Here is a 26,760-nt window from a genome sequence, read left to right as displayed (position 1 = left end):
AAAAAAGCCAGCGCAAGCTGGCTTTTTTCGTTTGAGCCAAATCAGCCCTTCCTGGCGCTGCACACTGCCCATCAGAGCAGGAACAGTGTCGCCAGGCCGAGGAAGATGAAGAAGCCGCCGCTGTCGGTTACGGCGGTAATCATCACGCTCGACCCCATCGCAGGGTCGCGCCCGAGGCGTGCCAGGGTCATGGGGATCAACACCCCCATCAACGCCGCCAACAGCAGGTTCAAGGTCATGGCTGCGGTCATCACAACACCCAACGACCAGCTGCCGTAGAGCAGGAACGCGACCATCCCGATCACCCCACCCCAGATCAAGCCATTGAGCAAGGATACCGCCAGCTCCTTACGCATCAGGCGACGCGTATTGCCTGGCGAGACCTGGTCCAACGCCATGGCGCGCACGATCATGGTGATGGTCTGGTTACCCGAGTTGCCACCAATACCGGCCACGATGGGCATCAATGCCGCCAACGCCACCAGCTTCTCGATCGAACCTTCGAACAGGCCGATCACCCGCGAGGCGACGAAGGCGGTGATCAGGTTGATCGCCAGCCAAGCCCAACGGTTGCGCAGCGAGCGCCAGACCGAGGCGAAGATATCTTCTTCTTCGCGCAGACCGGCCATGTTGAGCACTTCGCTCTCGCTCTCCTCACGAATCAGGTCGACCATCTCGTCAATGGTCAGACGACCAATGAGACGATCGCTCTTGTCGACCACTGGTGCGGAAACCAAGTCGTAACGCTCGAAAGCCTGGGCAGCATCGTAGGCATCTTCCTCGGGCTTGAAGCTGACAGGGTCGGTCGCCATGACCTCCGCCACCTTCTTGTCCGGGTCGTTGACCAGCAGACGCTTGATCGGCAGCACACCCTTCAGAATGCCGTCGTAATCGACCACGAACAGCTTGTCGGTGTGCCCCGGCAGCTCCTTGAGCCGACGCAGGTAACGCAGTACCACTTCCAGGCTGACGTCTTCGCGGATGGTGACCATCTCGAAGTCCATCAGTGCACCGACCTGCTCCTCGTCGTAGCTCAGGGCAGAACGCACGCGTTCGCGCTGCTGGGCATCGAGGCTTTCCATCAGCTCGTGGACGACGTCACGCGGCAGCTCAGGCGCCAGGTCAGCCAGTTCGTCCGCGTCCATTTCCTTGGCCGCAGCCAGCAGCTCGTGATCGTCCATGTCGGCGATCAACGTCTGACGCACGGCGTCGGAGACTTCGAGGAGGATGTCGCCGTCGCGATCCGAGCGCACCAGTTGCCAGACCGTCAGGCGATCTTCCAGGGGCAAGGCTTCGAGGATGTAGGCGATGTCGGCGGGGTGCAGATCATCGAGCTTGCGCTGCAGCTCGACCAGGTTCTGGCGGTGGACGAGGTTTTCCACCAGGTCGTTGTGCTGACCTTCCTGACGATGAGTCAGGTCTTCAACGACGCGCTGGCGCTGCAGCAGTTCGATCACCTGGGCGAGGCGATCCTGCAGGCTCTCTTGGACTTTCTTTACTTCGACTTCGGTCATAGGCGAACTCCACTCCCAGCAGCGGAGCACGCCGGGAGAATCAATCGGTCAGATCTGGCTTGATAACGCGTATTAAGGGGTAACTACTGGGTAAGTCCATGGTGGTATTCCACAAGCCCCGGCGGGGCTGACGGGCGCAATCATACACTGCTCAAGCTGTCAGATCGCTTAAATTTTTGGCCGGAACAATCGTTTGCGCGATAAAGCTGTGACAACGCTCGAAGCCAACAGTGCGACGGCAGGCAGCAGCGAAAAAGCACATCGATGTGCAGTGGTGTTCATACGGAGTCTAGCCGTGTGGCATTGACAAATCCGTGAAACGGCAGAAAAGAAAAAGCCCGCTACAGGAGCGGGCTTTTTGGTGTGGCGGACTCAGGAGGATTCGAACCTCCGACCGCTCGGTTCGTAGCCGAGTACTCTATCCAGCTGAGCTATGAGTCCGTGGTTGGTAGTTTTAGACCAGATTACCACTGGTTTTTGAAGCTGCCTTGACAAGCAAAACCACTTCAGAAAGTGGCGGACTCAGGAGGATTCGAACCTCCGACCGCTCGGTTCGTAGCCGAGTACTCTATCCAGCTGAGCTATGAGTCCGTCGATGGTAGTTTTAGACCAGATTACCACTGGTGAAATGATGCGTCTTCCAAAGAAAACCGCCTCATTGTATGGCGGACTCAGGAGGATTCGAACCTCCGACCGCTCGGTTCGTAGCCGAGTACTCTATCCAGCTGAGCTATGAGTCCGTGTCTTGCCGCGCATTATAGTTCGCCAAATCGTTTTGCCAAGTACTTTTTCGTTTAATTTCAACGACTTAAGCGTTTTGACCGATTACAGCGCCCTACACGAAGAATGGCGGTGAAGGGGGGATTCGAACCCCCGATACCCTTATGAGGTATACTCCCTTAGCAGGGGAGCGCCTTCGGCCACTCGGCCACCTCACCGCAACACGGGGCGTATATTAACCAGACCCTTCCCCGTTTGCAAACCCTTTTTTGAAAAAAACTTCAAAAAAATTAAAGGGTTGGTTCTTCGTCCTTCTCTTTCTTGATCCGCAGGTAGATTTCCTCGCGGTGAACAGCCACTTCCTTAGGGGCACTCACACCGATTCGTACCTGGTTGCCTTTGACACCCAGGACCGTCACGGTGATCTCACCATCACCAATGATCAGGCTCTCGGCGCACCGACGAGTCAGAATCAACATAGCTTTCTCCTCACGCAGTTCATTCAGGGACAACAGTCTGTTGGAAACAGAGGGCAGCTCGGGACGAAGGCCCAGCCCTCTTTATCGGCGGTCAGGCAGGAAAGGACAGTAACCTGCATGACCGCCAGAAACGCGAAGGGCGCGGCCAGAGCCGCGCCCCCCAGGGCAATGCGTCACTCGCTCTGTCGAGCAGGCGCATCGAGCTCGAACGCGGTATGCAGCGCGCGTACGGCCAGCTCCAGGTACTTCTCTTCGATCACCACCGACACCTTGATCTCGGAGGTGGAGATCATCTGGATGTTGATGCTCTCCTTGGCCAGGGCCTCGAACATACGGCTGGCCACGCCCGCATGGGAGCGCATGCCGACGCCGACGATCGACACCTTGGCGATCTTGGTATCGCCGATCACTTCACGGGCACCGATTTCGCGCGCGGTGTTCTCCAGCACGCTCAGAGCCTTCTCGTACTCGTTGCGGTGCACGGTGAAGGTGAAGTCGGTGGTGTTATCGTGCGAGACGTTCTGCACGATCATGTCCACTTCGATGTTCGCGGCGCTGATCGGGCCGAGGATCTTGAAAGCAACGCCCGGGGTGTCCGGCACGCCGCGAATGGTCAGCTTGGCCTCATCACGGTTGAAGGCGATACCGGAAATGATCGGCTGTTCCATGGATTCCTCTTCATCGATGGTAATGAGGGTACCCGGACCCTCCTTGAAGCTGTGCAGCACGCGCAGCGGAACGTTGTACTTGCCGGCGAACTCCACCGAACGGATCTGCAGCACCTTGGAACCGAGGCTGGCCATTTCCAGCATCTCTTCAAAGGTGATCTTCTCCAGGCGACGGGCCTGCGGCACCACGCGTGGATCGGTGGTATAGACGCCGTCGACGTCGGTGTAGATCTGGCACTCGTCGGCACCCAGCGCTGCCGCCAGGGCAACACCGGTAGTGTCGGAGCCACCACGCCCGAGGGTGGTGATGTTGCCGTGCTCGTCGACACCCTGGAAACCTGCGACCACGACCACGGTGCCAGCCTTGAGGTCGGCGCGGATCTTCTGGTCATCGATCTGCAGGATGCGCGCCTTGTTGTGCGCGCTGTCGGTCAGGATGCGCACCTGGTTGCCGGTGTAGGACACCGCCGGCACGCCACGCTTGATCAGCGCCATGGCCAGCAGCGCGATGGTCACCTGCTCGCCGGTCGACACGATCACGTCCAGTTCACGCGGAACCAGCTGATCGGAGACCTGCTTGGCCAGGTCGATCAGGCGGTTGGTTTCCCCGCTCATGGCCGACAGCACAACCACCAGGTCATCGCCCGCCTCGCGGTGTTTCTTGACCTTGTCGGCCACCTGCTCGATCCGCTCGATGGAGCCGACGGAGGTGCCGCCAAATTTCTGTACGATCAACGCCATTTCAAAGTGCCTCAGCCCACGAAGGGCACCCAGTAAACAATCCTTCCTGACGCGCCCCGCAACAAGACTACGGGGCGCGTCATCTCAAAGCCCCTGCTCGGCGAACGGCACGGCCAGTGCCAGGGCCTGATCCAGTGCAGCGACGTCGACGCCGCCACCCTGGGCCATGTCCGGACGACCACCGCCCTTGCCGCCAACCGCCGCAGCGGCCTGTTTCATCAGGTCACCAGCCTTGAGTTGGCTGGAGAGGTCCTTGGTCACGCCGGCCACCAGCACGACCTTGCCCTCATGCTCGCTGCCCAGCAGGATCACTGCATGGCCGAGCTTGTTCTTCAACTGATCGACGAGCGCCAGCAGCGCCTTGCCATCCTGCCCATCCAGGCGAGCGGCAAGCACCTTGGCACCCTTGACCTCAACGGCCGCACTGGAGAGATCGTCCCCTGCGGCGCTGGCGGCCTTGGCCTGCAGCTGTTCGAGCTGCTTCTCCAGCTGACGGTTGCGCTCGAGCACAGCCGACAGCTTGTCGATCAGGTTGTCGCGGTTACCCTTGACCAGTTGCGCAGCTTCCTTGACCTGCTCCTCGGCAGCGTTCAGGTAGGCCAGCGCCGAAGCACCGGTGATCGCCTCGATACGACGCACACCGGAGGCTACGCCACCTTCACTGATAATCTTGAACAGGCTGATATCGCCGGTGCGCTTGGCATGAATACCCCCGCACAGCTCGACCGAGAAGTCGCCGCCCATGCTCAGCACACGCACGGTGTCGCCGTATTTCTCACCGAACAGCGCCATGGCGCCCTTGCGCTTGGCGGTCTCGATATCGGTCTCGATGGTTTCGACCGCGGAGTTCTTGCGCACTTCGCGGTTGACGATGTCTTCCAGGGCCTTGATCTGCGCAGGCGTCACCGCCTCGAAGTGGCTGAAGTCGAAACGCAGGCGTTGGCTGTCGACCAGCGAGCCCTTCTGCTGGACGTGCTCGCCCAGCACTTCACGCAGTGCAGCGTGCAGCAGGTGGGTGGCGGAGTGGTTCAGCGAGGTGGCGTGCTGCACGTCGGCATCCACGCGAGCCTCGACAGGGGCACCAATCAGCAGCGCGCCGCTGGCGACCACGCCGTGGTGCAGGAAGGCACCGCCGGTCTTGGTGGTGTCGCGCACGTCGAAGCGCGCAGCCCCAGCCTGCACCTGCAGGTAGCCGCTGTCACCGACCTGACCGCCAGATTCGGCATAGAACGGCGTGCGATCCAGGACGACCACGCCCTCCTCGCCTTCGCCCAGCTGATCGACCGACTGGCCATCCTTGTACAGGGCGATGATCTTGCCCTGGCCTTCGGTGGTGCTGTACCCGAGGAAATCGGTGGCGGTATCGACCTTGACCAGGCTGTTGTAGTCCATGCCGAAGGCGCTGGCCGAGCGGGCGCGCTCGCGCTGGGCGTCCATCTCGCGCTCGAAGCCGGCTTCGTCGATGGTCAGCTCACGCTCGCGGGCGATGTCGGCAGTCAGGTCCATGGGGAAGCCGTAGGTGTCGTACAGCTTGAACACCACGTCGCCCGGCACGACCTTGCCCTGCAGCTGCGACAGGTCCTGCTCGAGGATGCGCAGGCCCTGCTCGAGGGTCTTGGCGAACTGTTCTTCCTCGGTCTTGAGTACGCGCTCGATGTGCGCCTGCTGGTTCTTGAGCTCGGGGAAGGCTTCACCCATCTCGTTGACCAGTGCAGCCACGACCTTGTGGAAGAAGCTGCCCTTGGCACCAAGTTTGTTGCCGTGGCGGCAGGCGCGGCGAATGATGCGGCGCAGCACATAGCCACGGCCTTCATTGGACGGCAGTACGCCGTCGGCGATCAGGAAGCCGCAGGAACGGATGTGGTCGGCGACCACTTTCAGCGACGACTGCTCTTCGTTGCGGCAACCGATGGCCTGGGCCGCGGCGTCGAGCAGGCTCTGGAACAGATCGATCTCGTAGTTCGAGTGCACGTGCTGCATGACCGCACTGATGCGCTCAAGGCCCATGCCGGTGTCCACCGACGGGGCGGGCAGCGGGTGCAGGACGCCGTCGGCAGTGCGATTGAACTGCATGAAGACGTTGTTCCAGATCTCGATGTAGCGGTCGCCGTCTTCTTCCGGCGAGCCGGGCGGGCCACCCCAGATGTCGGCGCCGTGGTCGTAGAAGATCTCGGTGCACGGACCGCAAGGACCGGTATCGCCCATGGTCCAGAAGTTGTCGGAAGCGTAAGGAGCACCCTTGTTGTCACCGATGCGCACCATGCGCTCGGCCGGCACGCCGACTTCCTTGGTCCAGATGTCGTAGGCTTCGTCGTCGGTGGCGTAGACGGTGACCCAGAGCTTTTCCTTGGGCAGGTTCAGCCACTTGTCGGAGGTCAGGAAGGTCCAGGCGAAGGTGATCGCGTCGCGCTTGAAGTAGTCACCGAAGCTGAAGTTGCCCAGCATTTCGAAAAAGGTGTGGTGACGCGCGGTGTAGCCGACGTTTTCCAGGTCGTTGTGCTTGCCACCGGCGCGCACGCACTTCTGGCTGCTGACAGCGCGGGTGTAGGCACGCTTTTCGGCACCCAGGAAGCAGTCCTTGAACTGGTTCATGCCTGCGTTGGTGAACAGCAGGGTTGGGTCGTTGTTCGGGATCAGCGAACTGGAGGCGACTCGGGTATGTCCCTGCTCTTCGAAGAAGCGAAGGAAGGCTTCACGGATTTCTGCGCTTTTCATAGGTTCTTCCACGGAAACGGCGGCCGTTTGGGCTAACGCGTCGGATCGACGAAACGACGGCAAAGGGCCGCATTATATCGGTCCTGCAATCGAGGTGCAGTGTGTTTATGCGATGGAAACCGGCAATCGGACAGTTTTTCCGTTGCGAACGGGCAAAAACGACATGAGCGGATGCTAAATCGCGGCTTTCGTCACTGACAAGCCAATTACCGCCCAGAGGAAGGGAAAAGGGAATAGGCGGTAAATTAAATCCCCTTCATCCGCCTTCTCATGCTGATTATTAAGGCGGTACATGAGTACCACTGGAACCACCGAACCAACGCCAGAATGCAATCTCCCCCATGAAAGGAGACGCCCATGGCGCCCGAAGACCTGAAGATCCACACCCCTTCCGGCCTTGTGCTGACACAACGACTGCCATACAGAAGCGGCCCACTGGCGATCAGTCGCCATGACCACACGCTGCTGATCGAAGCACTGGCCCCAGACACCGAACTGTCGGTTCATCCAAGCCCCGAAGGCATCGTGCTGCGCATCGAAGGCGCCCGCTATACGCTGGCACTGGCAAAAACAGAGATGCTGCATATCCGCACCGGCGCCGGTGACGACAACGTATTTGTCGAATCCACCCTCGACAGCCGCATCGTGATAGAGACCGGCGATGGCAACGACAGCATCCGGATCGAGGGCCAATTGCCTCCTGACGGCCAGCCCCTGAATGCCGGCTCGGTGCTCATTGATGCCGGGGCAGGCGATGACCACATCGTGGTAGAGGGGGTCCGGCAAGCGGAAATCGATGGCGGCAAGGGCAACGACGCCCTGCACAGCGCCGCCGCCCACAGCACGCTTTATGCTGGCGCTGGCGACGATGTCATCAGGGTCAACGCGGGCAATGCGACCATCGAGGCCTTCGCCGGACATAATCGCCTGTCAACAGGGCCACTGGACGATCGACTCTACGGCAACGCCACCAGCATTCTCGTCGAGGAGGGTTTCAACGCACCACTGCTCTACGAGGCATACGCTGCAGAGCTACCAGCGGAATACCTCGAAACCTTCGATATCCAGGGTGATCCCGCGTACACCGACAAAGTCAGGCGCCAACTGGTGATGCTACGGGCCAGCCCGAGTGCCTCGGTGCTTCTGGAACAGTTGGTGGCGCACAAGGTGAAAGTCGTCATTACGCCGACATCAGCGATGGACAATGCTTATGCTCGATTTGATCCTGCCCAAGGGGACCCGACAATCCGAAACGGCGCACGAGGCGACCGCATCCTGAACTGCGAAGTCGGCTACAACCCGCTAGCCTCCAGGCTCGATGCACCCTCGCTGGTGATGCTCTACCATGAGCTCTGTCACGTCTGGAACTTCGCGACCGGAAGCGTAAACGACAACATCGAACGCTTGGCTGTCGGACTAGAAAACCCAGGTTCCTTGTTCGATTTCGACGACGACCCAAGGACCCCTGACACCGACACCAATCCTGCGCCGTTCAACGAAAATGCCTTGCGACACGAACTGGGCCTACCACCGAGACTGACCTACCCCTGAACACCTATCCCAGGCGCTGCCCGGAATCCGGCACGATCAGGATCCCTGCCCGCAAACCGTTCCTGACCTTTGGGTTGGGGAAAATGATACGTGCCCCCTCCTCTTCCACGATCCAACGTGTTTCGGCCAGGTCCTCGGCCAGCAGATAGCCCTTGCTCAGCTCGGAAAAGTTCTCGATATCCGCCGGCAGGTGCAGGTGGAAGCTGTCGCTGTGCTTGATGATTTCCCGGGCGACACTGAAGAGCTTCAGGCCATCGAGGCTCTGCTCGGTCTCAGGTTCGGTATGCTCGATCAACTGCACCAGGCGCGTCTCGAGCTTGTCGAGGTTGACCTGCTCGTTCTGCCCGAACGGACGGGCCTTGCCCAACTCCAGGGTGAAGGCTTCGGCGTCGAGCTGCTCATAGGTAAAGGCGCTGAAGGTGATCGACGACTTGCTCTGCAGCAGCACAGCTTCCATGCCGGCGGCCGCCAGGCGCGCCAGCTCGCGCCGTGAGTGCTTGCGCCCTTCCTTGAACGGGTACAGGGCGAACTGCTCGATCTTCGAACCACGAATGGCCGTGTGCAGGTCGTAATGCAGGCGAGTGCGCTCGGGCTTGCTGAAAAACACCCGGGCAAACTGCTCGAGTTCCGCGGCGCGCAGCGCCTCGAAACCACTGGAAAGCTCATGCCGACCGTTGAACAGGCGATTGATGTCCTGCTCGATGAAGCGCTCGCCCTTGCGTATCGCCGCTGGATTGCCGAACAGGAACAACACCCGGGCACGCGGCTTGATCTTGCCGTTGGCCACACCATGCAGTAGCCGCTCGAGCAACTCGATCGGCGCGGTCTCGTTGCCATGGATGCCGGCCGACAACAACAGGTCGAGCCCACAATCCTCGCTCTCGGCCGGACGCACTTCCAGCGCGCCCTCCCCCAACCAGCGCAAACGCACGCCCTTGGGGGTCACTTGGGTCTTCTCGGCCGGTTCGTGATCGGTCAGGGTCAGCTCAAGCAGTTTGCCGAGGGCGAGCATAGGGTATTTCCTTAGTGGTGGTGACCGCAGTCCGGACCGTGCACGTGATCGTCGTCTTCACCGACCTCGGCAGGCTCCATCTCCAGTTGCAGGCTGACCAGGTTGGTGGCCATCGGGCGCAGCAGCAGGTTGGCGTACTCGGTATCGCCTTCCTCGACATCGACACCGATCAGCAGTTGACCGCGGCCATCCTGCTGAATCCAGACCTCCTTGCCTTGCCAGACCACCGCAAAGCGGGTGCAGGAGGTTTCCAGCTGGGTGCCGTCTTCATCTTCCAGGATCAGGCGCAGGGCGTCGGACATTGCAATTCTCTCTATCAAGGTTGGCGTTGGAACGGATAGACCGAACCCAACTTCAGGATCTGGGTCAACTCATCCAGTGCCGTACGGCATTCGTCCAGCAACTGCGGGTCGGCAAGGTCAGCTTCGCCCAGGCGGTCGCGGTAGTGCTTGTCGACCCACTGCACCAAGGTGTCGTACAGCGGGGCGGTCATGATAACGCCTTGGTTGACCGCCGCCAGTTCCGTTTCCTTCAGGGCCACGCGCAAGCGCAGGCAGGCAGGGCCACCGCCGTTCTGCATGCTCTGCTTGAGGTCGAACACCTTGACCTCCTTCACCACGCCCTGCTGGCCGGTCAGCTGGTTCAGGTAACTCCACACCCGCTCGTTGTTGCGGCACTCTTCGGGCACCACCAGCAGCATGGAGCCGTCGTCGCGCGACAGCAACTGGCTGTTGAACAGGTACGAACGCACTGCGTCTTCCACCGTCACGGCCGAACGCGGCACGCGGATGGCCTGGAAGTTGCCGCCCTTTGCAGCCAGTTTAGCTTGCAGCTGGCCAAGCACCGTGTCGGTCTCGAGGAAGGCGTCCTCGTGGTAGAACAGCACCTCGCCGTTGCCTACCGAAATCACGTCGTTATGGAACACACCCTGGTCGATCACCGCCGGATTCTGTTGAGCGTAGACCACGCCCTGCTCGCCCAGGCCATGCAACCGGGCCACAGCCTGGGAGGCCTCGAGGGTCTGGCGCGCCGGATACTTCTGTGGCGCCGGGTAGCGCGCATCGAAGGCGCTGCGGCCATAGACGAAGAACTCCACGCCCGACTCGCCGTACGCACGGCAGAAACGCGTATGGTTGGCCGCACCCTCGTCGCCGAACTGGGCCACCGCCGGCAGCGCCTCATGATGGGCGAAATGCTGCTCGTCAGCGAACATCGCCGCCAGCACACGACTGGTGGTCGGGTGTTCGATGCTGCGGTGGTACTTGCAGTTGAGGTTGGCTGCAGTGAAATGCACCCGGCCGTCTGCCGTGTCGGCGCTGGGGCTGACGGTGGCGGCGTTGGCCACCCACATGCTCGAGGCCGAGCAACTGGCGACCAGCAGTGGCATGGCCTCCTTGGCGGCGCGACGGATCACTTCGCCGTCGCTGCCGGTGAAGCCCAGGCGGCGCAGGGCAGCCACATCCGGTCGTTCCTGCGGGGCCAGCACGCCTTGCTTGAAGCCCATCTCCATCAGAGCCTTCATTTTCGCCAGGCCCTGGCGCGCCGCTTCTCGCGGATTGGAGCACTGCTGGCTATTGCTCTGCGAGGCCACGTTGCCGTACGAGAGGCCGCCGTAGTTGTGGGTTGGCCCCACCAGGCCATCAAAATTCACTTCATAGGATTTCATCGGCTAGCTCCGAGACCTGTTGTTATAGGGTGACGCCCGGCGTCAGGGTCGCCGGCAGGGCAAGGCTGGCGGTCTCCAGCGAAGCCACAGGATAGGCGCAGTAGTCCGCCGCGTAATAGGCACTGGCCCGATGGTTGCCGCTGGCCCCCACGCCACCGAACGGTGCGCTGCTGGCGGCGCCGGTGAGTTGCTTGTTCCAGTTGACGATACCGGCGCGGCTGCGCAGCCAGAAGTACTGGTAACGGGCGCGCGAGTCGGACAGCAGCCCGGCTGCCAGGCCGTACTGGGTGTTGTTGGCCTCATCGATCGCGGCGTCGAAGTCGCTGTAGCGAATCACCTGCAGCAGCGGGCCGAAGAACTCTTCGTCGGGCCGGTCGGCAACTGCCGTCACATCGAGGATGCCTGGCGTCAACAAGGCCGCACCGGCCTTTGGCTGGGTCATTTCCAGCAGCGCCTGCGCGCCCTTGGCCTGCAGTTCGGATTGCGCCGCCAGCAAGGCAGCGGCAGCCTGCAGCGAAATCACCGAACCCATGAACGGCGCTGGTTGCTGATCGAAGGCGCCGACACTGATGCTGCGACTGACCTCGACCAGGCGCGCAAGCAGCTTGTCACCCCAGGCGCCGTGCGGCACCAGCAGGCGGCGGGCACAGGTGCATCGCTGCCCGGCCGAAATGAACGCTGACTGGATGATGGTGTAGACCGCGGCGTCCAGGTCTTTGACCTCATCGACCACCAGCGGATTGTTGCCGCCCATTTCCAGCGCCAGGATCTTGTCCGGGCGACCGGCGAACTGCTGGTGCAGCAGGTTGCCGGTGCGGCTGGAACCGGTGAAGAACAGCCCATCGATACCCGGGTTGGCCGCCAGCGCCACGCCGGTTTCGCGCGCGCCCTGCACCAGGTTGAGCACACCGCTCGGCAGCCCGGCAGCGATCCAGCACTTGACCGTCAGCTCGGCGACCTTGGGGGTCAGTTCGCTGGGCTTGAACACCACGCAGTTGCCCGCCAGCAATGCCGGCACGATATGACCGTTAGGCAGGTGGCCGGGGAAGTTGTATGGGCCGAACACTGCCACCACACCATGCGGCTTGTGGCGCAGCACGGCGGTCGCGTCCGCCAGCGGGCCGCTCTTCTCACCGGTGCGTTCGCGGTAGCTCTGCACCGAGATCGCCACTTTGTTGACCATGCTGGTGACTTCGGTGGCCGACTCCCACAAGGGCTTGCCGGTTTCCTCACCGATGCAGCGGGCCAGTTCCTCGGCGTTGGCCTTGAGCTGGTCGGCAAAGCCTTCTAGTACGGAGATGCGCGCCTCCAGGCTCAGTTGCGCCCAGGCCGGGAAGGCCTTGCGCGCCGCCTGCACAGCAGCGTCGACCTGAGCAGGCGCCGCGCCCTGCCCTTGCCAGACCACGGCCTGGCTGACCGGGTCAAGCGATTGCAGGGCGTCACCCTGGCCGGCCTGCCAGTTTCCGGCGATGTAATGCGTGGTCATTATTGGGCCTCCCGAGGTGCAGTCAGCGGCACGGCGCGAACGTTATCGCCAACGCCCAGGCGCAGGCGCTTGGCAGTCTGCGGATCGACGACCAATGTCCCGGCCGCCAGGCGCGCGGGCGCTGCGGTGATGCGGCAGTCTTCGCGCTTGCGGTTGTGAATGATGTAAGGGGTGGCGTCGTCACCCGGCGTACCGACCGCCAGTACCAGGGTCTCACTCTCGCGCACGGCGCGGATCTTCGCGGTCTCGCATTCGATCGCCGGGCCGGCATCGAAGATGTCGACGTAGCCTTGATAGTTGAAGCCCTCGCGCTTGAGCATCGCCAGCGCAGGCTCGGTGTCGGTGTGCACACGCCCGATGACACTGCGCGCAGCCTCCGACAGGAAGCAGGTGTACAGCGGGAACTTGGGCATCAGCTCGGCAATGAACGATTTGTTGCCCACGCCGGTGAGGTAGTCGGCCTGGCTGAATTCCATCTTGAAGAAGTGACGGCCCAGGCTTTCCCAGAACGGCGAACGACCGGCAGCGTCGGACATGCCACGCATCTCGGCGATGATCTTCTTGCCGAACAGGTCAGGGAATTCAGCGATGAACAGCATGCGCGACTTCGACAGCAGGTGCCCATTGCGCCCGCTGCGGTAGTCACTGCGCAGGAACAGCGAGCACAGCTCGGAGTTGCCGGTCAGGTCGTTGGCCAGGAACAGGGTCGGGATCTCGCGGTAGATGTTCAGCTCCTGCGAAGCGCTGACCGTCAGACCGACCCGATAGTTGTACCAAGGCTCGCGCAAACCGACGGCGCCGGCGATGGCGCTGATGCCGACCACCAGGCCTTCGTCGTTCTCCAGCACGAACAGGTAGTCGGTGTCGCCGCGCTCGGCTTCGCCACTGAAGCTCTTCTCGGCCCAGCCGACACGGCGGGCCAGTCGCTCCTCGTTGGCAGGAAGCGTGGTCAGCCCGGTGGTACCGGTGCTGCGGGCCAATTCGATCAGCGCAGGTAAATCGCTGCTGCGTACAGGACGAACGATCATGCTATCTCCTTGTGCGGCGGCCTCTGCCTGCCGCGAATCGCGCTTGCCAGCTTCGCGCAGGCTCAGGCGGCAACCAGACGGACGCTGCCACCTTCACCGACGCCCAGGGCGTCGGCAGCTTCATTGCTCAGTGCCACCGGCTTGCCCGGCACCCAGTCCAGCTCCAGCAGCACGGCGCGGTAGTCCTGCAACTGGCCGTTGCACACCAGGTAGGGGCGGCCGCCTTTGACTGGCGTATCGTCAAGCCTGACCGGCGCCACGCGGCTCTGGGCAATCGAGCGGATCGCCGAGGTGCGCGCATGCAGGGTCGGACCACCGTCGAAGATGTCGATGTAGTGCTCGGTCTCGAAGCCCTCGCGCATCAGGATGTCGAAGGTGATCTGCGCGCGCGGGTGCACCTGGCCCATGGCTTCCTGGGCTTCGTCGTGCAGCAGGGGCACATAGATCGGGTAGTGCGGCATCAGCTCGGCGAGGAAGGTCCGGCTCTTCAGCCCGCACAGGCGCTCGGCGTCGGCGTAGTTGAGGTCGAAGAAGTTGCGCCCGATGGCGTCCCAGAACGGCGACTCGCCCTGATCGTCGCTGTAGCCGACGATCTCGGTCACCACCGAGTCGGCAAAACGCTCGGGATGCGAGGCCATGAACAGCAGGCGACCGCGCGAATTGAGCTCGGCCCAGCCGCTGTTCACCAGTTCGGGCAATACGTAGAAGCTGGTCAGCAGGCTGTTGCCGGTCAGGTCGTGGCACAGCGACAGGACATGGATCTTGTTGTGGATCTTCAGCTCGCGCGAGGCGTGCACGAAGGTTTCGTTGCGAAAGCTGTAGAACGGCTCGGAATAGCCGGCCGAGGCGACGATGGCCGAGCAGCCGGCGAGCTTGCCGGAGGTGCTGTCTTCAAGCACGAAGAAATAGCTCTCTTCACCGTTGAAGCTCACCTCGGCGGCGAAGGAGGTTTCCGAGGCGGCGATCTTGTCGCCCAGGCGGCCCGCGTCATCGGGCAGCGAGGTGACACCAATGGGGCTGTCGGCAGCCATGCGCTGCACTTCATTCAGATCCGCCATTTGCGCGGGGCGCATCACCAGCATGGTGTCACTCCTTTGGAATACGGGCCGACCCGGTCGGCACGGAAGAACGGCGGGCACACCCTTGCTTGCACAAGCAGGCACCTGCACTGGAATTCAGGTATCGCCGGCGCAGTACGAGCCGCCCCGGCGATGGGACCGCAGGGCGATCAGCCCTGGGTCAGCTTGGCCACAGCGCGCTCGAAGCGGTCCAGGCCCTCGTCGATGTCAGCGTCCTCGACCACCAGGCTCGGCGCGAAGCGCACGACGTCAGGACCGGCCTGCAGCACCATCACGCCTTCTTTCTCGGCGGCATTGAGGATGTCCTTGGCTTTGCCCTTCCAGGCCTCGCTCAGCACACAGCCGATCAGCAGGCCGACGCCACGCACCTGGGTGAACAGACCGGTGTCCTGGCCGATCTTTTCCAGGCGGGTCTTAAAACGCGCGTGCTTGGTCTTGATGCCTGCCAGCGTCTCAGGGGTGTTGATCACGTCCAGCACCGCACAGGCGACGGCGCAGCCCAGCGGGTTGCCGCCATAGGTGGTGCCGTGGGTGCCAACGGCCAGGTGCTTGGCCAGCTCGGTGGTGGTCAGCATGGCACCGATCGGGAAGCCGCCGCCCAGGCTCTTGGCGCTGGTCAGGATATCCGGGGTCACGCCGTAGTGCTGGTAGGCGTACAGCGAACCGGTACGGCCGACGCCGGTCTGCACTTCATCGAAGATCAGCAGGGCGTTGTGCTCGTCGCACAGTTTGCGCGCGCCTTCCAGGTAGGCCTTGTCGGCCGGAACCACGCCGCTCTCGCCCTGGATCGGCTCGATCACCACGGCGCAGGTCTTGTCGGAGATCTGTGCCTTCAGCGCTTCCAGGTCGTTGTACGGGACATGGCTGATGCCGGTGATCTTCGGCCCGAAACCGTCGGAGTACTTGGGCTGGCCGCCGACGCTGACGGTGAACAGGGTGCGACCGTGGAAGCTGTTCACGGTGGCGATGATTTCGTGCTTTTCCGGGCCGAAGCGGTCATGGGCGACGCGCCGGGCGAGCTTGAAGGCGGCCTCGTTGGCTTCGGCGCCGGAGTTGCAGAAGAAGGCACGATCGGCAAAGGTGGCGTCGACCAGCTTGTGGGCCAGGCGCAGGGCCGGCTCGTTGGTGAAGACGTTGGACACATGCCACAGGGTGTTGGCCTGTTCGGTCAGTGCCTTGACCAGCGCCGGGTGGCAATGACCCAGGGCGTTCACCGCGATGCCGCCGGCGAAGTCGATGAGCTCGCGGCCCGACTGGTCCCAGACGCGGGAGCCCTCGCCTCGAACAGGAATGAAGGCCGCCGGGGAGTAGTTGGGAACCATGACCTGGTCGAAATCGGCACGTTGCACCGGGGCTTGCTCAACGGACATCTGAGTCTCCTGAAGAGGAACGCTGGCCTGAAAGTGGCGAGCGATGGGGGGATTGTAAGGACTGATCGGCGCCTGTCCTTGCTGCCAGGCGACAACTTGTTACAGCGCCAACCCCTGTTTTACCTGGGTTTTCGGCAATGCGACAAACAGTGTCGCAATCGCGCAGTGTAACGGGCGGGCGGGGTGGCGGGGAGAGGGGCGGGGAAATTGAGAGAACGGGTGTTCACAGGAGAGGGAGGCGCCCGCGGCGGCCCTATCGCGGGATCAGCCCGCTCCCACAGCTACCCCGCCGAACTCAGAATCAGCGGGGCAGCTATGGGAGCGGACTCGCCCCGACCTCACCCGCGCTCGGCCGGCGCCGAACTCAACTCGAACGGGCTGCTGCTGCGCCGCTGGTTGCGGTCTTCCCGCGGCGTGGCGCCGAAGAAGTTGCGGTAAGCGCTGGAGAAATGCGGCCCGGAGGAGAACCCGCACGACAAGCCGATCTGGATGATCGACTTGCTGGTCTGCATCAGCATCTGCCGCGCCTTGTTCAGGCGCAGCTCCAGATAGTACTGGCTGGGCACGCGATTGAGGTACTGCTTGAAGATCCGCTCCAACTGCCGGCGCGAGACACAGACATGCTGGGCGATCTCGTCGGTGGTCAGCGGCTCCTCGATGTTGGCCTCCATCAGCAGCACGGCCTGGGTCAGCTTGGGGTGGCTGGAGCCCAGGCGATTCTGCAACGGGATACGTTGACGCTCACCACCTTCGCGAATGCGCTCGACCACCAGCTCCTCGGACACCGCCCCGGCCAGCTCCGCGCCATGGTCACGGGCCAGCACCGCCAGCAGCAGGTCTGTCACCGCCATGCCGCCACAGGCGGTCAGACGATCGCGATCCCAGTCGAACAGATGACTGGTGGCGATGACCTTGGGGAAACGCTCCGCAAAGTCGTCCTGCCAGCGCCAGTGCACCGCGGCCCGGTAACCATCGAGCAGGCCCAGCAAGGCCAGCGGGTACACGCCCGCCGACAACCCACCGATCATGCAGCCACTGCGGGCCAGGTGCTTGAGCGCCGCCGACAGCGCCGAACCCACCGCCAGCGGCGGCTCGTCAGCAAGCAGCAGGAGCTTCTGGAAGCCCTCCAGGCGCCCGTTCCAGGGCTCGCCCGGCAAGCGCCAGGCGCCCTCCTCGGCTGGCTCGGCCTGCAGGTACGCCAGCTCGTAGACCACATCAGGATGCACCCGCTGGGCCACCTGCAGCACTTCCTCGGCCAGGGCCAGGGTCAGCGGCTTGGTGCCGGGCCAGATAAGAAATCCGATTCGCTGGGTGGTCATAGGCTAGGTCCGAAACCTGAAGTCGAGTGAGGCACGGGTCATGCCGCGCTCGCTGCGCAGCATGCCCTATTCTGGTGCAGGAATGCAGCCTTTACTTCAGGCTGCCGGAGAGAAACTGCTTGAGACGCTCGGATTGCGGATTGACCAGCACCTCACGCGGATTGCCCCGCTCCTCGACCACCCCCTTGTGCAGGAACACCAGCTGGTTGGACACCTCGCGGGCAAAGCCCATCTCGTGGGTGACCACCACCATGGTGCGACCTTCCTGGGCCAGCGACTGCATGACCTTGAGCACATCGCCCACCAGTTCAGGATCAAGCGCCGAGGTCGGCTCGTCGAACAGCATCACCTCGGGCTCCATGGCCAGGGCGCGAGCGATCGCCACGCGCTGCTGCTCACCGCCGGACATGTGCCCGGGGAAAGCATCCTTGCGATGCGCCACACCCACCTTGGCCAGGTAGTGCTCGGCCTTTTCCAGCGCCTCCTTCTTGCTCATGCCCAGCACATGCACCGGCGCCTCGATGATGTTCTCGAGTGCGGTCATGTGCGCCCACAGGTTGAAATGCTGGAACACCATCGACAGGCGCGAGCGCATGCGCTGCAGTTGCCTGGGGTCGGCGGCCTTGAGCGCGCCGTCCTTGCCGGCGACCAGCTTGAGCTCCTCGTTGTTGAGAAGGATCTTGCCGGCATGCGGCTGTTCGAGCAGGTTGATGCAACGCAGGAAGGTGGATTTGCCCGAACCGCTCGAGCCGATGATGCTGATCACATCGCCTGCCTTGGCTTCGAGCGAGACGCCCTTGAGCACCTCGTGGCTGCCGTAGCGCTTGTGCAGGTCTTGGACTTGGAGTTTGTACATGCTGTCGATTCTCACAGAGCGGTCAGTGCTTGCGCGGCGCCAGGTAGCTGAGCCAGCGACGTTCGGCCATCTTGAACAGGCGCACGAGGATGAAGGTCAGGCACAGGTAGAACACGCCCGCCGTGATGTAGGCCTCGAAAGGCAGGTAGTACTGGGCGTTGACCGTGCGCGCAGCACCGGTGATGTCGATCAGGGTGACGATCGACGCCAGGCTGGTGGTCTGCAGCATCATGATCACTTCGTTGCTGTACTGCGGCAGCGCCCGGCGCAGGGCCGAAGGCAACAGGATGCGGCGGTACATCTTGAAGCGCGACATGCCCATGGCCTTGGCCGCCTCGATCTCGCCATGAGGCGTGGCCTTGAGGCTGCCGGCAATGATTTCGGCGGTGTAGGCGCTGGTGTTGATGGCGAACGCCAGGCAGGCGCAGAAGGTCGCACTCGACAGCCACGGCCAGAAGATGCTCTCGCGCACCGCCTCGAACTGGGCCAGGCCATAGTAGATCAGGAACAGTTGCACCAGCATCGGCGTGCCGCGGATCACGTAGGTGTAGAGCCATGCGGTCATGTTCACCAGCGGCTGCTTCGACACCCGCATCAACCCCAGCGGGATGGCCGCCAGCAGGCCGAAGAACAGCGACAGCGCCAGCAGCTTGAGGGTGGTCAGCAAACCGCCGATGTACAGCGGCATGGCCTCCCAGATGACGTTGTAGTCGAAGATCATAGTTCAGCCGCCTTTACGCCCACCGAGTAGCGCTTCTCGAGATACTTCAACGCCAGCAGCGAGACGCTGGTCAGCACCAGGTACAGCGCCGCCACCGCCAGGAAGAAGGTGAAGGGTTCGCGGGTGGCATCCGCCGCCTGCTTGGCCTTGAACATCATGTCCTGCAGGCCGACCACGGAAATCAGCGCAGTGGCCTTGGTCAGCACCAGCCAGTTGTTGGTGAAGCCCGGAATGGCCAGGCGGATCATCTGCGGCACCATGATGCGGAAGAATACCTGCCGGCTGCTCATGCCATAGGCCGCACCAGCTTCGGCCTGCCCCTTGGGAATGCCGAGGAAGGCGCCGCGGAAGGTTTCCGACAGATACGCGCCAAAGATGAAGCCCAGTGTGCCGATGCCGGCGATCATCGGGTTCAGGTCGATGTAGTCATCGTAGCCGACCAGTGGCGCGACCCGGTTGATGATGTCCTGGCCGCCGTAGAAGATCAGCAGGATTAGCACCAGGTCCGGAATGCCACGGATCACCGTGGAGTACAGGTCGCCCAGCCAGGCCAGCCAGCGCACCGGCGACAGCCGCAAGGCCACGCCGATCAGGCCGAGAACGATGGCCAGGGCCATCGACGACAGGGCGAGCTGCAACGTCAGCCACGCCCCCTCGAGGATGACTGCCCCGTAGCCTTTCAACATGATTGGGATTCCTCAGGACTTGGGAATGAAAAATGGTGCAAACCTCAGAGATTCTGCTGTTTGCACCATTGCACAGGTGAAACTCGACGATTTAGTTCGACTCGGAGCCGTAGATGTCGAAGTTGAAGTACTTGGCCTCGATCTGCTTGTACTTGCCATTGGCGCGGATGGCGTCGATGGCAGCGTTGATGCGATCGGCGTTGGCCTTGTCGCCCTTGCGCACGGCAATGCCGACGCCGTCACCGAAGTACTTCACGTCGGTGAAGGACGGACCGACGAAGGCAAAGCCCTTGCCGGCGTCGGTTTTCAGGAAGCCGTCTTCGAGCAGGGTAGCATCGGCCACGGTGCCATCGAGGCGACCTGCGGCGACATCCAGGTAGATTTCGTTCTGGGTGCCGTAAGGCACGACAGTGGCGCCCTTGGGTGCCAGCACTTCCTTGGCGAAACGGTCGTGGATAGAGCCGCGCTGCACGCCGATCTTCTTGCCCTTGAGCTCGTCGAGGCTGTCGCTGACGGTGATACCTTCCTTCATTACCAGGCGCGCTGGGGTGAGGTAGTAGCGTTTGGTGAAGTCGACGGACTTCTTGCGATCATCGGTGATCGACATCGACGACAGGATGGCGTCGATCTTGCGCACTTTCAGCGCCGGGATCAGGCCATCGAACTCCTGCTCGACCCAGGTGCACTTGGCTTTCATCTCTTCGCACAGGGCGTTGCCGATGTCGTAGTCGAAACCAGCGATGCTGCCATCAGGCTGCTTGAAGGCGAAGGGTGGGTAGGCGGCTTCGATACCGATCTTCAACGGCTTCTCGTCGGCCTGCGAGACCAGGGAAAACACAGACAGCGCCAGGGCGCCAAGCAGTGCAAGCTTCTTCATCAGGTAACTCCATCGGTACGGGGCAATACCCGGCAGGGACACGATTGCCGGATATGCGAATGAGTACAACGCGAGCCGCGCAGGGTTCGACCAAGGTCGCAGACCACGAGCGAGTGAGTGGCATTTTAACGACAGCCCGGTAGTCGATATTTCTTCAAAGCGACAACTACGTACAGAAGCGCCTGAAGCTGCGGGCGGCGATATTGACAGCTCTTGCGAAACATGCAAGCGCAAAAGGAAAACAACCTTTAGACGAAGCAATAAGCGGGCCTATTATTGGCAAAGCCTTGTAATCCGGCAAGTGCAGGGTGCAAGGCTGCAAGAAATGGCTACAAGAACGCACTCCGAAGGCACAGAAATGTTTCCTCTGGCCCCGTTTCAGTGCAATCACGGTGACAGCAGCGGGTTACCGATGAATGTCGGGTAACAGAATGCAAAAACCCCGCCGGTATACGGCGGGGTTTGCTTGAGCAGAGCCTGTGGGTTTACCCCGCGAGAGTCATCACGCCGTCGCCAGGCTCATGGCCTTGTGCGTGTCGATCAGGTGCTGCACCACACCCGGGTCGGCCAGGGTGGAGATATCGCCCAGCGCATCGTACTCACCCGTGGCGATCTTGCGCAGGATACGCCGCATGATCTTGCCCGAGCGGGTCTTGGGCAAGCCCGGCGCCCACTGGATGACATCCGGCGAGGCGATCGGGCCGATTTCCTTGCGCACCCAGTTCTTCAGCTCGAGGCGCAATTGCTCGCTGGACTCCTCGCCTGCATTGAGGGTGACGTAGACATAGATGCCCTGCCCCTTGATGTCGTGCGGCACACCCACCACCGCGGCTTCGGCAACCTTCGAATGGGCGACCATCGCGCTCTCGATCTCGGCAGTCCCCATGCGGTGGCCGGAAACGTTGAGCACATCGTCTACCCGACCAGTGATCCAGTAGTAGCCATCTTCGTCGCGACGCGCACCGTCACCGGTGAAATACATGCCACGGAAGGTCTTGAAGTAGGTGTCGACGAAGCGATCGTGATCGCCATACAGCGAACGCGACTGCCCCGGCCAGGAATCGAGGATCACCAGGTTGCCCTCGGCCGCGCCATCGATCAGGTTGCCCAGGTTGTCCACTAGTGCCGGCACCACACCGAAGAACGGACGGGTCGCCGAGCCCGGCTTGAGGCCGGTGGCGCCCGGCAGCGGGCTGATCAGGATGCCGCCGGTCTCGGTCTGCCACCAGGTGTCGACGATCGGGCAGCGCTCCTTGCCGACGGTCTTGTAGTACCAGTTCCAGGCTTCAGGGTTGATCGGCTCGCCCACCGAACCCAGCAGGCGCAGGCTCGAGCCATCGGCACCGGCGACCGCCGCCTGACCTTCGGCCATCATCGCGCGGATGGCAGTCGGCGCGGTGTAGAGGATGTTGACCTTGTGCTTGTCGACGATCTTCGACACGCGGGTGATGTCCGGGTAATTTGGCACACCCTCGAACAGCAGTGTGGTCGCGCCATTGGCCAGCGGGCCATAGACGATATAGCTGTGACCGGTGACCCAACCCACGTCGGCGGTGCACCAGTAGACCTCGCCCTGGCGGTAGTCGAATACGCGCTCGTGGGTGAGCGCGGCATAGACCAGATAGCCACCCGTGGTGTGCAGCACGCCCTTGGGCTTGCCGGTGGAACCGGAGGTATAGAGGATGAACAGTGCTTCCTCGGCCCCCATCTCCTTGGGCGCGCAATGGCTGGAGGCGACCTTCATCAGGTCTTCGTACCAGATGTCGCGGTGCTGGTGCCAGGCGATGTCACCACCGGTGCGCTTGCACACGATGATCTTCTGCACGCTGTTGGTTTCCGGATTGGTCAGCGCCAGGTCAACGTTGGCCTTGAGTGGCGTGCGGCGGCCACCACGCAGCCCCTCGTCGGCGGTGATGACGACCTTGGACTTGCAGTCGATGATGCGCCCGGCCAGGGCTTCGGGAGAGAAACCACCAAACACCACGGAGTGGATAGCACCAATACGGGCACAGGCCAGCATCGCCACCACGGCTTCCGGGATCATCGGCATGTAGATGGTGACCACATCACCACGGTGTACGTCCTGGCCACGCAGGGCGTTGGCGAACTTGCAGACCTGCTCGTGCAACTCGCGGTAGGTGATGTTGCGGTGTTCGGAAGGGTCATCGCCTTCCCAGATGATCGCCAGCTGGTCGCCGCGCTCTGCGAGGTGGCGGTCCAGGCAGTTGTAGGAAACGTTCAGAGTGCCGTCGGCGAACCACTTGATATCGACATGGTGGTCGTCGAACGAGGTCTGCTTGACCTTGGTGAAGGGCTTGATCCAGTCCAGGCGCTGGGCCTGCTCACGCCAGAAGCCGTCCGGGTTGATCACCGACTGCTGGTACATGGCCTTGTAGGTGGCCTCGTCGGTCAGGGTGTTTGCCGCAACCTCGGGACGAACGGGATACAGTGGAGCCGCACTCATCTGTGTTACCTCGGTGTAATAGTTGTTTTTGTATGAGACGGTTTTAACTGTACCAGAGCGGCCATGACCATTCGACGTTGGTAGTAACGAACAGCATGCGCCACGGCGAAATTTCATCGAGGCGCTCTAGCATGCGGTGCATAAGGCCATCACTGAAGAATCCGGTACGTTCGTACCGATGATTGTTACCGATTCTGTCAAAAGCCCGAAAAACTTTATCAAAACCGGGTCTTTTTCAATTCAAGGCGCACTCCTAGAATTCACCTCGCCAGCAACGGCAAGGCGATTAACTTCTTGTAACAGCCCCCACGAAGGCACGTTAATCCCGCTCTAATTCGACAGTAAGACTCTGGATGTACTCGCGGCACCACAAGTGCCGCGTGCCCCCTCACGACCTTAGACAGGTAAATTGAAAATGAAAGCGTTACTGGTATTGGTACTTGGCAGTGTTTGCAGCGCGGCAATGGCCGATGATGTTGCAACGAACGCCGAGCAGATTCCGGTTGAACAGTACAGTTACTCGCAACACCTGGACATTGCCAAGGTGCTGTCCATGAGCGAAGTCCCGAATGTCTGTGAAGTGGTGCCGGCGCGCATGACCTACGAAGACTCCAAGGGCCAGAAGCACATTCTCGAATACCGCGTGATGGGCAACGGTTGCTCCAACGGCTAACGTCAAGGCCCGCTCCCTTCGGCCGATCTCGATACTTCTGTGGGAGCGGGCTTGCCCGCGAAAACAACACCGCTGATTAAATATTCTTTACCCGGACCTTCTTCAATCCACCGACTTGCCCAACGAATACTCCCGCAACTTGTTGGCAATCGTGGTATGGGAAACACCCAGTCTTTTCCCCAGTGCCCGACTAGTTGGAAACTCCGCCATCAAACTTTCCAACACCGCTTTTTCAAAGCGCCCGACGATTTGCGCAAGTTCCCCTTCCAGCGAAAACTCACCCAGGGGTTGTCGCGCACCATAATCCGGCAAACGTATATGTTCGCCCTTGACCACGCCGCCCTCGCATAACGACACGGCCTGGAACAATACGTTTTCCAGTTGCCGGACATTGCCCGGCCAGTGATATTGACTCAACTTGTCCATCGCCGCCGGCGCCAGACGTGGCAACGCACAGCCGATCTGCCGACTGGCCTGGTCGAGGAAGTGCTGCGCCAGCCCCTCCAGCCCATCCATGCACTCACGCAGTGGCGGAATGTGCAACGACAGCACGTTGAGCCGGTGATAGAGGTCTTGGCGGAATTCGCCCCGCGCGCACAGCTCCGACAAATCGACCTGGGTGGCGCAGATCACTCGCACATCCAGATAGACCTCCTCATCGCTGCCGACCCGACGAAAACAGCCGTCCTGCAGAAAGCGCAGCAACTTCACCTGCAAGCGCGGGCTCATCTCCCCCACCCCGTCCAGAAACAGCGTGCCGCCCGCGGTCAACTCCAGCAACCCCAGCTTGCCCTCGGCCCGCGCCCCCTCGAACGCACCAGGGCCATAGCCGAACAGCTCGGTCTCGGCCATCGACTCCGGCAACCCTGCGCAGTTGAGTGCCATCAGCGGCGCCTGGCCACGCGGGCTGGCCAGGTGACAGGCACGGGCCAGCAACTCCTTGCCGGTGCCGGTTTCCCCCTCGATCAGCAGCGGCGCATCCAGCGGCGCCATGCGCCGCGCCTCGCGCACTACCGAGGCCATCACCCGTGAACTCTGGAAGATGCTGTCGAAACCACGCAGCTCCTGCTTGCGCACGTTGTAGATGCGCTCGCCGATGCGATCGGCGCGGTGCAAGGTCAGCACCGCGCCGGCCAGGGCTTCGCTGTCGTCATGTTCGGATTGCAAGGGCGCGATATCGGCCAGGAACACGTCACCCTTGACCTTGATGCGCAATCCGTTGATCCGCGATTTGTTGGCCCGGACCAGCTCCGGCAGGTCGAAATCCTCGACATAGCGCGCCAGCGGCAGCCCCGGCACCTCATCGACGCGCACCCCGAGCAAATGGGCTGCAGCACGGTTGGCTGCGACGATGCTGCCTCCCATGTCGACCGACAACACCGGAAACTCCAGCGCCCCGAGCAACGCATTGAGCTCCATGTGCCGCCTCTCGCTGGGCATCAGGCCGACGCGCTTGACCCCGAACACCCCGGCGATGGCCTCGAATTTCGGACGCAAGGCCTGGAACTGCAGGTTGATCAGGTTTGGGCAGTGCAGGTAGATGGCGTTGCCATGGTCGCCGCCGACCTCGCCACGCAACACGTTGATGCCGTACTCCACCAACAGGTTGAGGATGTCGCGCAGGATGCCGATGCGGTTCTGGCAATGGACTTTGATACGCATGGAAGGCCCCGAGGCAGCCGACTTTTTCATCGGTGCGCAGAAAATTCGTAAAGATAAGCTGACAGAAATACCTTGGCTATCAGCGTGATTCCCTTGATTTTCCGGGATAACCCTAAAATTGTAAAATTATCGTTACAGAAACACTCTACCTCCTGCTTCTTCCCTGTCAGGTAGGCCAGTGCAAAACCGCCGCCGGAGGGCTATTCCTAGGGCACGCCCCACCCATAACAAGAAAGCCCTCACCAGGAGAGCTCCATGAAACAGACGCAATACGTGGCCCGCGAGCCCGATGCGCAGGGTTTTATCGACTACCCGCAGCAAGAGCACGCCGTGTGGAACACTCTGATCACCCGCCAACTGAAAGTGATCGAGGGCCGCGCGTGCCAGGAATACCTGGACGGTATCGACCAGCTCAAGCTGCCCCATGACCGCATCCCGCAACTGGGCGAAGTCAACAAGGTACTGGGCGCCACCACAGGCTGGCAGGTCGCCCGCGTGCCGGCGCTGATCCCCTTCCAGACCTTCTTCGAACTGCTGGCCAGCAAGCGTTTCCCGGTCGCCACCTTCATCCGCACCCCGGAGGAGCTGGACTACCTGCAGGAACCGGACATCTTCCACGAGATCTTCGGCCACTGCCCCCTGCTGACCAACCCCTGGTTCGCCGAATTCACCCACACTTATGGCAAGCTCGGCCTGGCGGCCACCAAGGAACAACGGGTGTACCTGGCGCGCCTGTACTGGATGACCATCGAGTTCGGCCTCATGGAAACCGCCCAGGGCCGCAAGATCTATGGCGGCGGCATCCTCTCGTCACCGAAAGAGACCGTCTACAGCCTGTCCAGCGAGCCCGAGCACCAGGTGTTCGACCCGATCGAAGCCATGCGTACGCCCTACCGGATCGATATCCTGCAGCCGGTGTACTTTGTCCTGCCGAACATGAAACGCCTGTTCGACCTGGCCCACGAAGACATCATGGGCATGGTCCAGCACGCCATGCAGCTGGGTCTGCACGCGCCGAAATTCCCACCCAAGGCGGCCTGAGCCGCCTTACCGACAACAACTCGAAAGCGGAAAACCTCCATGAATGCCTTGAACCAAGCCCACTGCGAAGCCTGCCGCGCCGACGCCCCGAAGATCAGCGACGAAGAGCTGGCCGAATTGATCCGCGAGATCCCGGACTGGAGCGTTGAAGTGCGCGACGGTCACATGGAACTGGAGCGCGTGTTCCTGTTCAAGAACTTCAAGCACGCCCTGGCGTTCACCAACGCCGTCGGCGAAATCGCCGAAGCCGAGGGCCATCACCCTGGCCTGCTCACCGAGTGGGGCAAGGTCACCGTGACCTGGTGGAGCCACTCGATCAAGGGGCTGCACCGCAACGATTTCATCATGTGCGCACGCACCGACAAGGTGGCCGAGACGGCTGAAGGGCGCAAGTAACGCCCGGCAGATCCCCCCCCCCCCCCCCCCCCCCCC

At 62.0% G+C, this 26,760-nt stretch carries 22 protein-coding genes and 4 tRNA genes; 4 read left to right on the top strand and 22 right to left on the bottom strand.

The annotated features are described in order from the left end of the window. Nucleotides 1–71 precede the first annotated feature (71 nt). From mgtE to alaS, 8 genes are all read right to left on the bottom strand, one after another. Nucleotides 72–1,514: a magnesium transporter gene (mgtE, locus tag HU729_RS16525; protein WP_186666469.1), complete on the bottom strand. Its 1,443-nt coding sequence runs from the start codon at nt 1,512–1,514 to the stop codon at nt 72–74. A gap of 364 nt (nt 1,515–1,878) precedes the next feature. Beyond that, nucleotides 1,879–1,955 (bottom strand) — tRNA-Arg (locus HU729_RS16520). 73 nt (nt 1,956–2,028) lie between these two features. Next, nucleotides 2,029–2,105: transfer RNA gene (locus tag HU729_RS16515), tRNA-Arg, on the bottom strand. A 72-nt stretch (nt 2,106–2,177) separates the two neighbouring features. Continuing rightward, nucleotides 2,178–2,254 (bottom strand) — tRNA-Arg (locus HU729_RS16510). A 107-nt stretch (nt 2,255–2,361) separates the two neighbouring features. Next, nucleotides 2,362–2,452, bottom strand: a tRNA-Ser gene (locus tag HU729_RS16505). A 72-nt stretch (nt 2,453–2,524) separates the two neighbouring features. Then, nucleotides 2,525–2,713 carry a carbon storage regulator CsrA gene (gene csrA / locus HU729_RS16500; protein WP_043209419.1) on the bottom strand — a complete coding sequence of 63 codons (189 nt, stop codon included), beginning with the start codon at nt 2,711–2,713 and terminating at the stop codon, nt 2,525–2,527. Between the two features lie 173 nt (nt 2,714–2,886). Further along, nucleotides 2,887–4,122 (bottom strand): aspartate kinase, encoded by a 1,236-nt coding sequence (locus HU729_RS16495; RefSeq protein WP_054891921.1) that lies wholly within the window; start codon nt 4,120–4,122, stop codon nt 2,887–2,889. A gap of 84 nt (nt 4,123–4,206) precedes the next feature. After that, nucleotides 4,207–6,837, bottom strand: coding sequence for an alanine--tRNA ligase (gene alaS / locus HU729_RS16490; RefSeq protein WP_186710982.1), 2,631 nt, complete (start codon nt 6,835–6,837; stop codon nt 4,207–4,209). 357 nt (nt 6,838–7,194) lie between these two features. Here alaS and HU729_RS16485 point away from each other — a divergent pair, with 357 nt between their 5' ends. After that, nucleotides 7,195–8,388 (top strand): M91 family zinc metallopeptidase, encoded by a 1,194-nt coding sequence (locus HU729_RS16485; RefSeq protein WP_186710981.1) that lies wholly within the window; start codon nt 7,195–7,197, stop codon nt 8,386–8,388. 4 nt (nt 8,389–8,392) lie between these two features. On the opposite strand, the gene astE is transcribed toward HU729_RS16485, so the two are convergent. The 13 genes from astE to acs all read right to left on the bottom strand — a co-directional run bounded on the left by astE (nt 8,393) and on the right by acs (nt 22,952). Then, complete coding sequence (astE, locus tag HU729_RS16480) at nt 8,393–9,400, bottom strand: succinylglutamate desuccinylase (protein ID WP_186666472.1); 1,008 nt, start codon at nt 9,398–9,400, stop codon at nt 8,393–8,395. Nucleotides 9,401–9,411: 11 nt separating this feature from the next. After that, nucleotides 9,412–9,702, bottom strand: a complete 291-nt coding sequence (locus tag HU729_RS16475; protein ID WP_186666473.1) for a topoisomerase II — start codon at nt 9,700–9,702, stop codon at nt 9,412–9,414. 14 nt (nt 9,703–9,716) lie between these two features. Next, a complete protein-coding gene (gene astB / locus HU729_RS16470; protein WP_186666475.1) occupies nt 9,717–11,066 on the bottom strand; it encodes an N-succinylarginine dihydrolase in 1,350 nt (449 codons plus the stop codon). Between the two features lie 22 nt (nt 11,067–11,088). Further along, nucleotides 11,089–12,555 (bottom strand): succinylglutamate-semialdehyde dehydrogenase, encoded by a 1,467-nt coding sequence (gene astD / locus HU729_RS16465; protein WP_186710983.1) that lies wholly within the window; start codon nt 12,553–12,555, stop codon nt 11,089–11,091. After that, a complete protein-coding gene (gene astA / locus HU729_RS16460) occupies nt 12,552–13,580 on the bottom strand; it encodes an arginine N-succinyltransferase (RefSeq protein WP_186666477.1) in 1,029 nt (342 codons plus the stop codon). The genes astD and astA overlap by 4 nt, the downstream gene beginning before the upstream one ends. A 62-nt stretch (nt 13,581–13,642) precedes the next feature. Further along, nucleotides 13,643–14,662 (bottom strand): arginine/ornithine succinyltransferase subunit alpha, encoded by a 1,020-nt coding sequence (gene aruF / locus HU729_RS16455; protein WP_186666478.1) that lies wholly within the window; start codon nt 14,660–14,662, stop codon nt 13,643–13,645. A gap of 146 nt (nt 14,663–14,808) precedes the next feature. Then, entirely contained in the window at nt 14,809–16,029 is a 1,221-nt protein-coding gene (locus tag HU729_RS16450; RefSeq protein WP_186710980.1) for an aspartate aminotransferase family protein, read from the bottom strand. A 338-nt stretch (nt 16,030–16,367) separates the two neighbouring features. Then, nucleotides 16,368–17,348, bottom strand: a complete 981-nt coding sequence (gene argR / locus HU729_RS16445) for a transcriptional regulator ArgR (protein ID WP_186666482.1) — start codon at nt 17,346–17,348, stop codon at nt 16,368–16,370. A 91-nt stretch (nt 17,349–17,439) separates the two neighbouring features. Next, nucleotides 17,440–18,204, bottom strand: a complete 765-nt coding sequence (locus tag HU729_RS16440; protein WP_186666484.1) for an ATP-binding cassette domain-containing protein — start codon at nt 18,202–18,204, stop codon at nt 17,440–17,442. Nucleotides 18,205–18,226: 22 nt separating this feature from the next. Then, nucleotides 18,227–18,925 (bottom strand): ABC transporter permease, encoded by a 699-nt coding sequence (locus HU729_RS16435; RefSeq protein ID WP_186666486.1) that lies wholly within the window; start codon nt 18,923–18,925, stop codon nt 18,227–18,229. Then, nucleotides 18,922–19,611, bottom strand: a complete 690-nt coding sequence (locus tag HU729_RS16430) for an ABC transporter permease (RefSeq protein ID WP_054891934.1) — start codon at nt 19,609–19,611, stop codon at nt 18,922–18,924. Before HU729_RS16430 ends, HU729_RS16435 begins: the two co-directional genes overlap by 4 nt. A 91-nt stretch (nt 19,612–19,702) precedes the next feature. Beyond that, the gene (locus HU729_RS16425; protein ID WP_186710979.1) at nt 19,703–20,488 is read right to left on the bottom strand and encodes an ABC transporter substrate-binding protein; all 786 of its coding nucleotides are present in this window, start codon (nt 20,486–20,488) and stop codon (nt 19,703–19,705) included. A 502-nt stretch (nt 20,489–20,990) separates the two neighbouring features. After that, nucleotides 20,991–22,952, bottom strand: coding sequence for an acetate--CoA ligase (gene acs, locus HU729_RS16420; RefSeq protein ID WP_186666490.1), 1,962 nt, complete (start codon nt 22,950–22,952; stop codon nt 20,991–20,993). 415 nt (nt 22,953–23,367) lie between these two features. Here acs and HU729_RS16415 point away from each other — a divergent pair, with 415 nt between their 5' ends. Continuing rightward, nucleotides 23,368–23,625, top strand: a complete 258-nt coding sequence (locus HU729_RS16415; protein WP_054891937.1) for a DUF2790 domain-containing protein — start codon at nt 23,368–23,370, stop codon at nt 23,623–23,625. A 102-nt stretch (nt 23,626–23,727) separates the two neighbouring features. On the opposite strand, the gene HU729_RS16410 is transcribed toward HU729_RS16415, so the two are convergent. Further along, nucleotides 23,728–25,287 (bottom strand): sigma-54-dependent transcriptional regulator, encoded by a 1,560-nt coding sequence (locus HU729_RS16410; RefSeq protein WP_186666494.1) that lies wholly within the window; start codon nt 25,285–25,287, stop codon nt 23,728–23,730. 255 nt (nt 25,288–25,542) lie between these two features. Here HU729_RS16410 and phhA point away from each other — a divergent pair, with 255 nt between their 5' ends. Continuing rightward, complete coding sequence (phhA, locus tag HU729_RS16405; protein WP_186710978.1) at nt 25,543–26,328, top strand: phenylalanine 4-monooxygenase; 786 nt, start codon at nt 25,543–25,545, stop codon at nt 26,326–26,328. 39 nt (nt 26,329–26,367) lie between these two features. Then, nucleotides 26,368–26,724, top strand: coding sequence for a 4a-hydroxytetrahydrobiopterin dehydratase (locus HU729_RS16400; protein ID WP_186710977.1), 357 nt, complete (start codon nt 26,368–26,370; stop codon nt 26,722–26,724). Nucleotides 26,725–26,760: the final 36 nt, after the last annotated feature.

The sequence above is a fragment of the Pseudomonas sp. RW10S2 genome, from assembly GCF_014268985.1.
Taxonomy (GTDB): Bacteria; Pseudomonadota; Gammaproteobacteria; order Pseudomonadales; family Pseudomonadaceae; genus Aquipseudomonas; species Aquipseudomonas wayambapalatensis.
Note: the sequence above shows the minus strand (reverse complement) of the source record. Positions and strands in the feature narration are given on the sequence as shown.

Coding starts and splice junctions, on each gene's coding strand:
- HU729_RS16415 (WP_054891937.1), top strand. CDS start 23,368: ATGAAAGCGTTACTGGTATTGGTACTTGGCAGTGTTTGCAGCGCGGCA.
- HU729_RS16485 (WP_186710981.1), top strand. CDS start 7,195: ATGGCGCCCGAAGACCTGAAGATCCACACCCCTTCCGGCCTTGTGCTG.
- alaS (WP_186710982.1), bottom strand. CDS start 6,837: ATGAAAAGCGCAGAAATCCGTGAAGCCTTCCTTCGCTTCTTCGAAGAG.
- HU729_RS16410 (WP_186666494.1), bottom strand. CDS start 25,287: ATGCGTATCAAAGTCCATTGCCAGAACCGCATCGGCATCCTGCGCGAC.
- phhA (WP_186710978.1), top strand. CDS start 25,543: ATGAAACAGACGCAATACGTGGCCCGCGAGCCCGATGCGCAGGGTTTT.
- HU729_RS16475 (WP_186666473.1), bottom strand. CDS start 9,702: ATGTCCGACGCCCTGCGCCTGATCCTGGAAGATGAAGACGGCACCCAG.
- HU729_RS16495 (WP_054891921.1), bottom strand. CDS start 4,122: ATGGCGTTGATCGTACAGAAATTTGGCGGCACCTCCGTCGGCTCCATC.
- HU729_RS16440 (WP_186666484.1), bottom strand. CDS start 18,204: ATGTACAAACTCCAAGTCCAAGACCTGCACAAGCGCTACGGCAGCCAC.
- csrA (WP_043209419.1), bottom strand. CDS start 2,713: ATGTTGATTCTGACTCGTCGGTGCGCCGAGAGCCTGATCATTGGTGAT.
- astA (WP_186666477.1), bottom strand. CDS start 13,580: ATGATCGTTCGTCCTGTACGCAGCAGCGATTTACCTGCGCTGATCGAA.
- HU729_RS16430 (WP_054891934.1), bottom strand. CDS start 19,611: ATGTTGAAAGGCTACGGGGCAGTCATCCTCGAGGGGGCGTGGCTGACG.
- astB (WP_186666475.1), bottom strand. CDS start 11,066: ATGAAATCCTATGAAGTGAATTTTGATGGCCTGGTGGGGCCAACCCAC.
- HU729_RS16435 (WP_186666486.1), bottom strand. CDS start 18,925: ATGATCTTCGACTACAACGTCATCTGGGAGGCCATGCCGCTGTACATC.
- argR (WP_186666482.1), bottom strand. CDS start 17,348: ATGACCACCCAGCGAATCGGATTTCTTATCTGGCCCGGCACCAAGCCG.
- HU729_RS16400 (WP_186710977.1), top strand. CDS start 26,368: ATGAATGCCTTGAACCAAGCCCACTGCGAAGCCTGCCGCGCCGACGCC.
- astE (WP_186666472.1), bottom strand. CDS start 9,400: ATGCTCGCCCTCGGCAAACTGCTTGAGCTGACCCTGACCGATCACGAA.
- HU729_RS16425 (WP_186710979.1), bottom strand. CDS start 20,488: ATGAAGAAGCTTGCACTGCTTGGCGCCCTGGCGCTGTCTGTGTTTTCC.
- mgtE (WP_186666469.1), bottom strand. CDS start 1,514: ATGACCGAAGTCGAAGTAAAGAAAGTCCAAGAGAGCCTGCAGGATCGC.
- acs (WP_186666490.1), bottom strand. CDS start 22,952: ATGAGTGCGGCTCCACTGTATCCCGTTCGTCCCGAGGTTGCGGCAAAC.
- aruF (WP_186666478.1), bottom strand. CDS start 14,662: ATGCTGGTGATGCGCCCCGCGCAAATGGCGGATCTGAATGAAGTGCAG.
- HU729_RS16450 (WP_186710980.1), bottom strand. CDS start 16,029: ATGTCCGTTGAGCAAGCCCCGGTGCAACGTGCCGATTTCGACCAGGTC.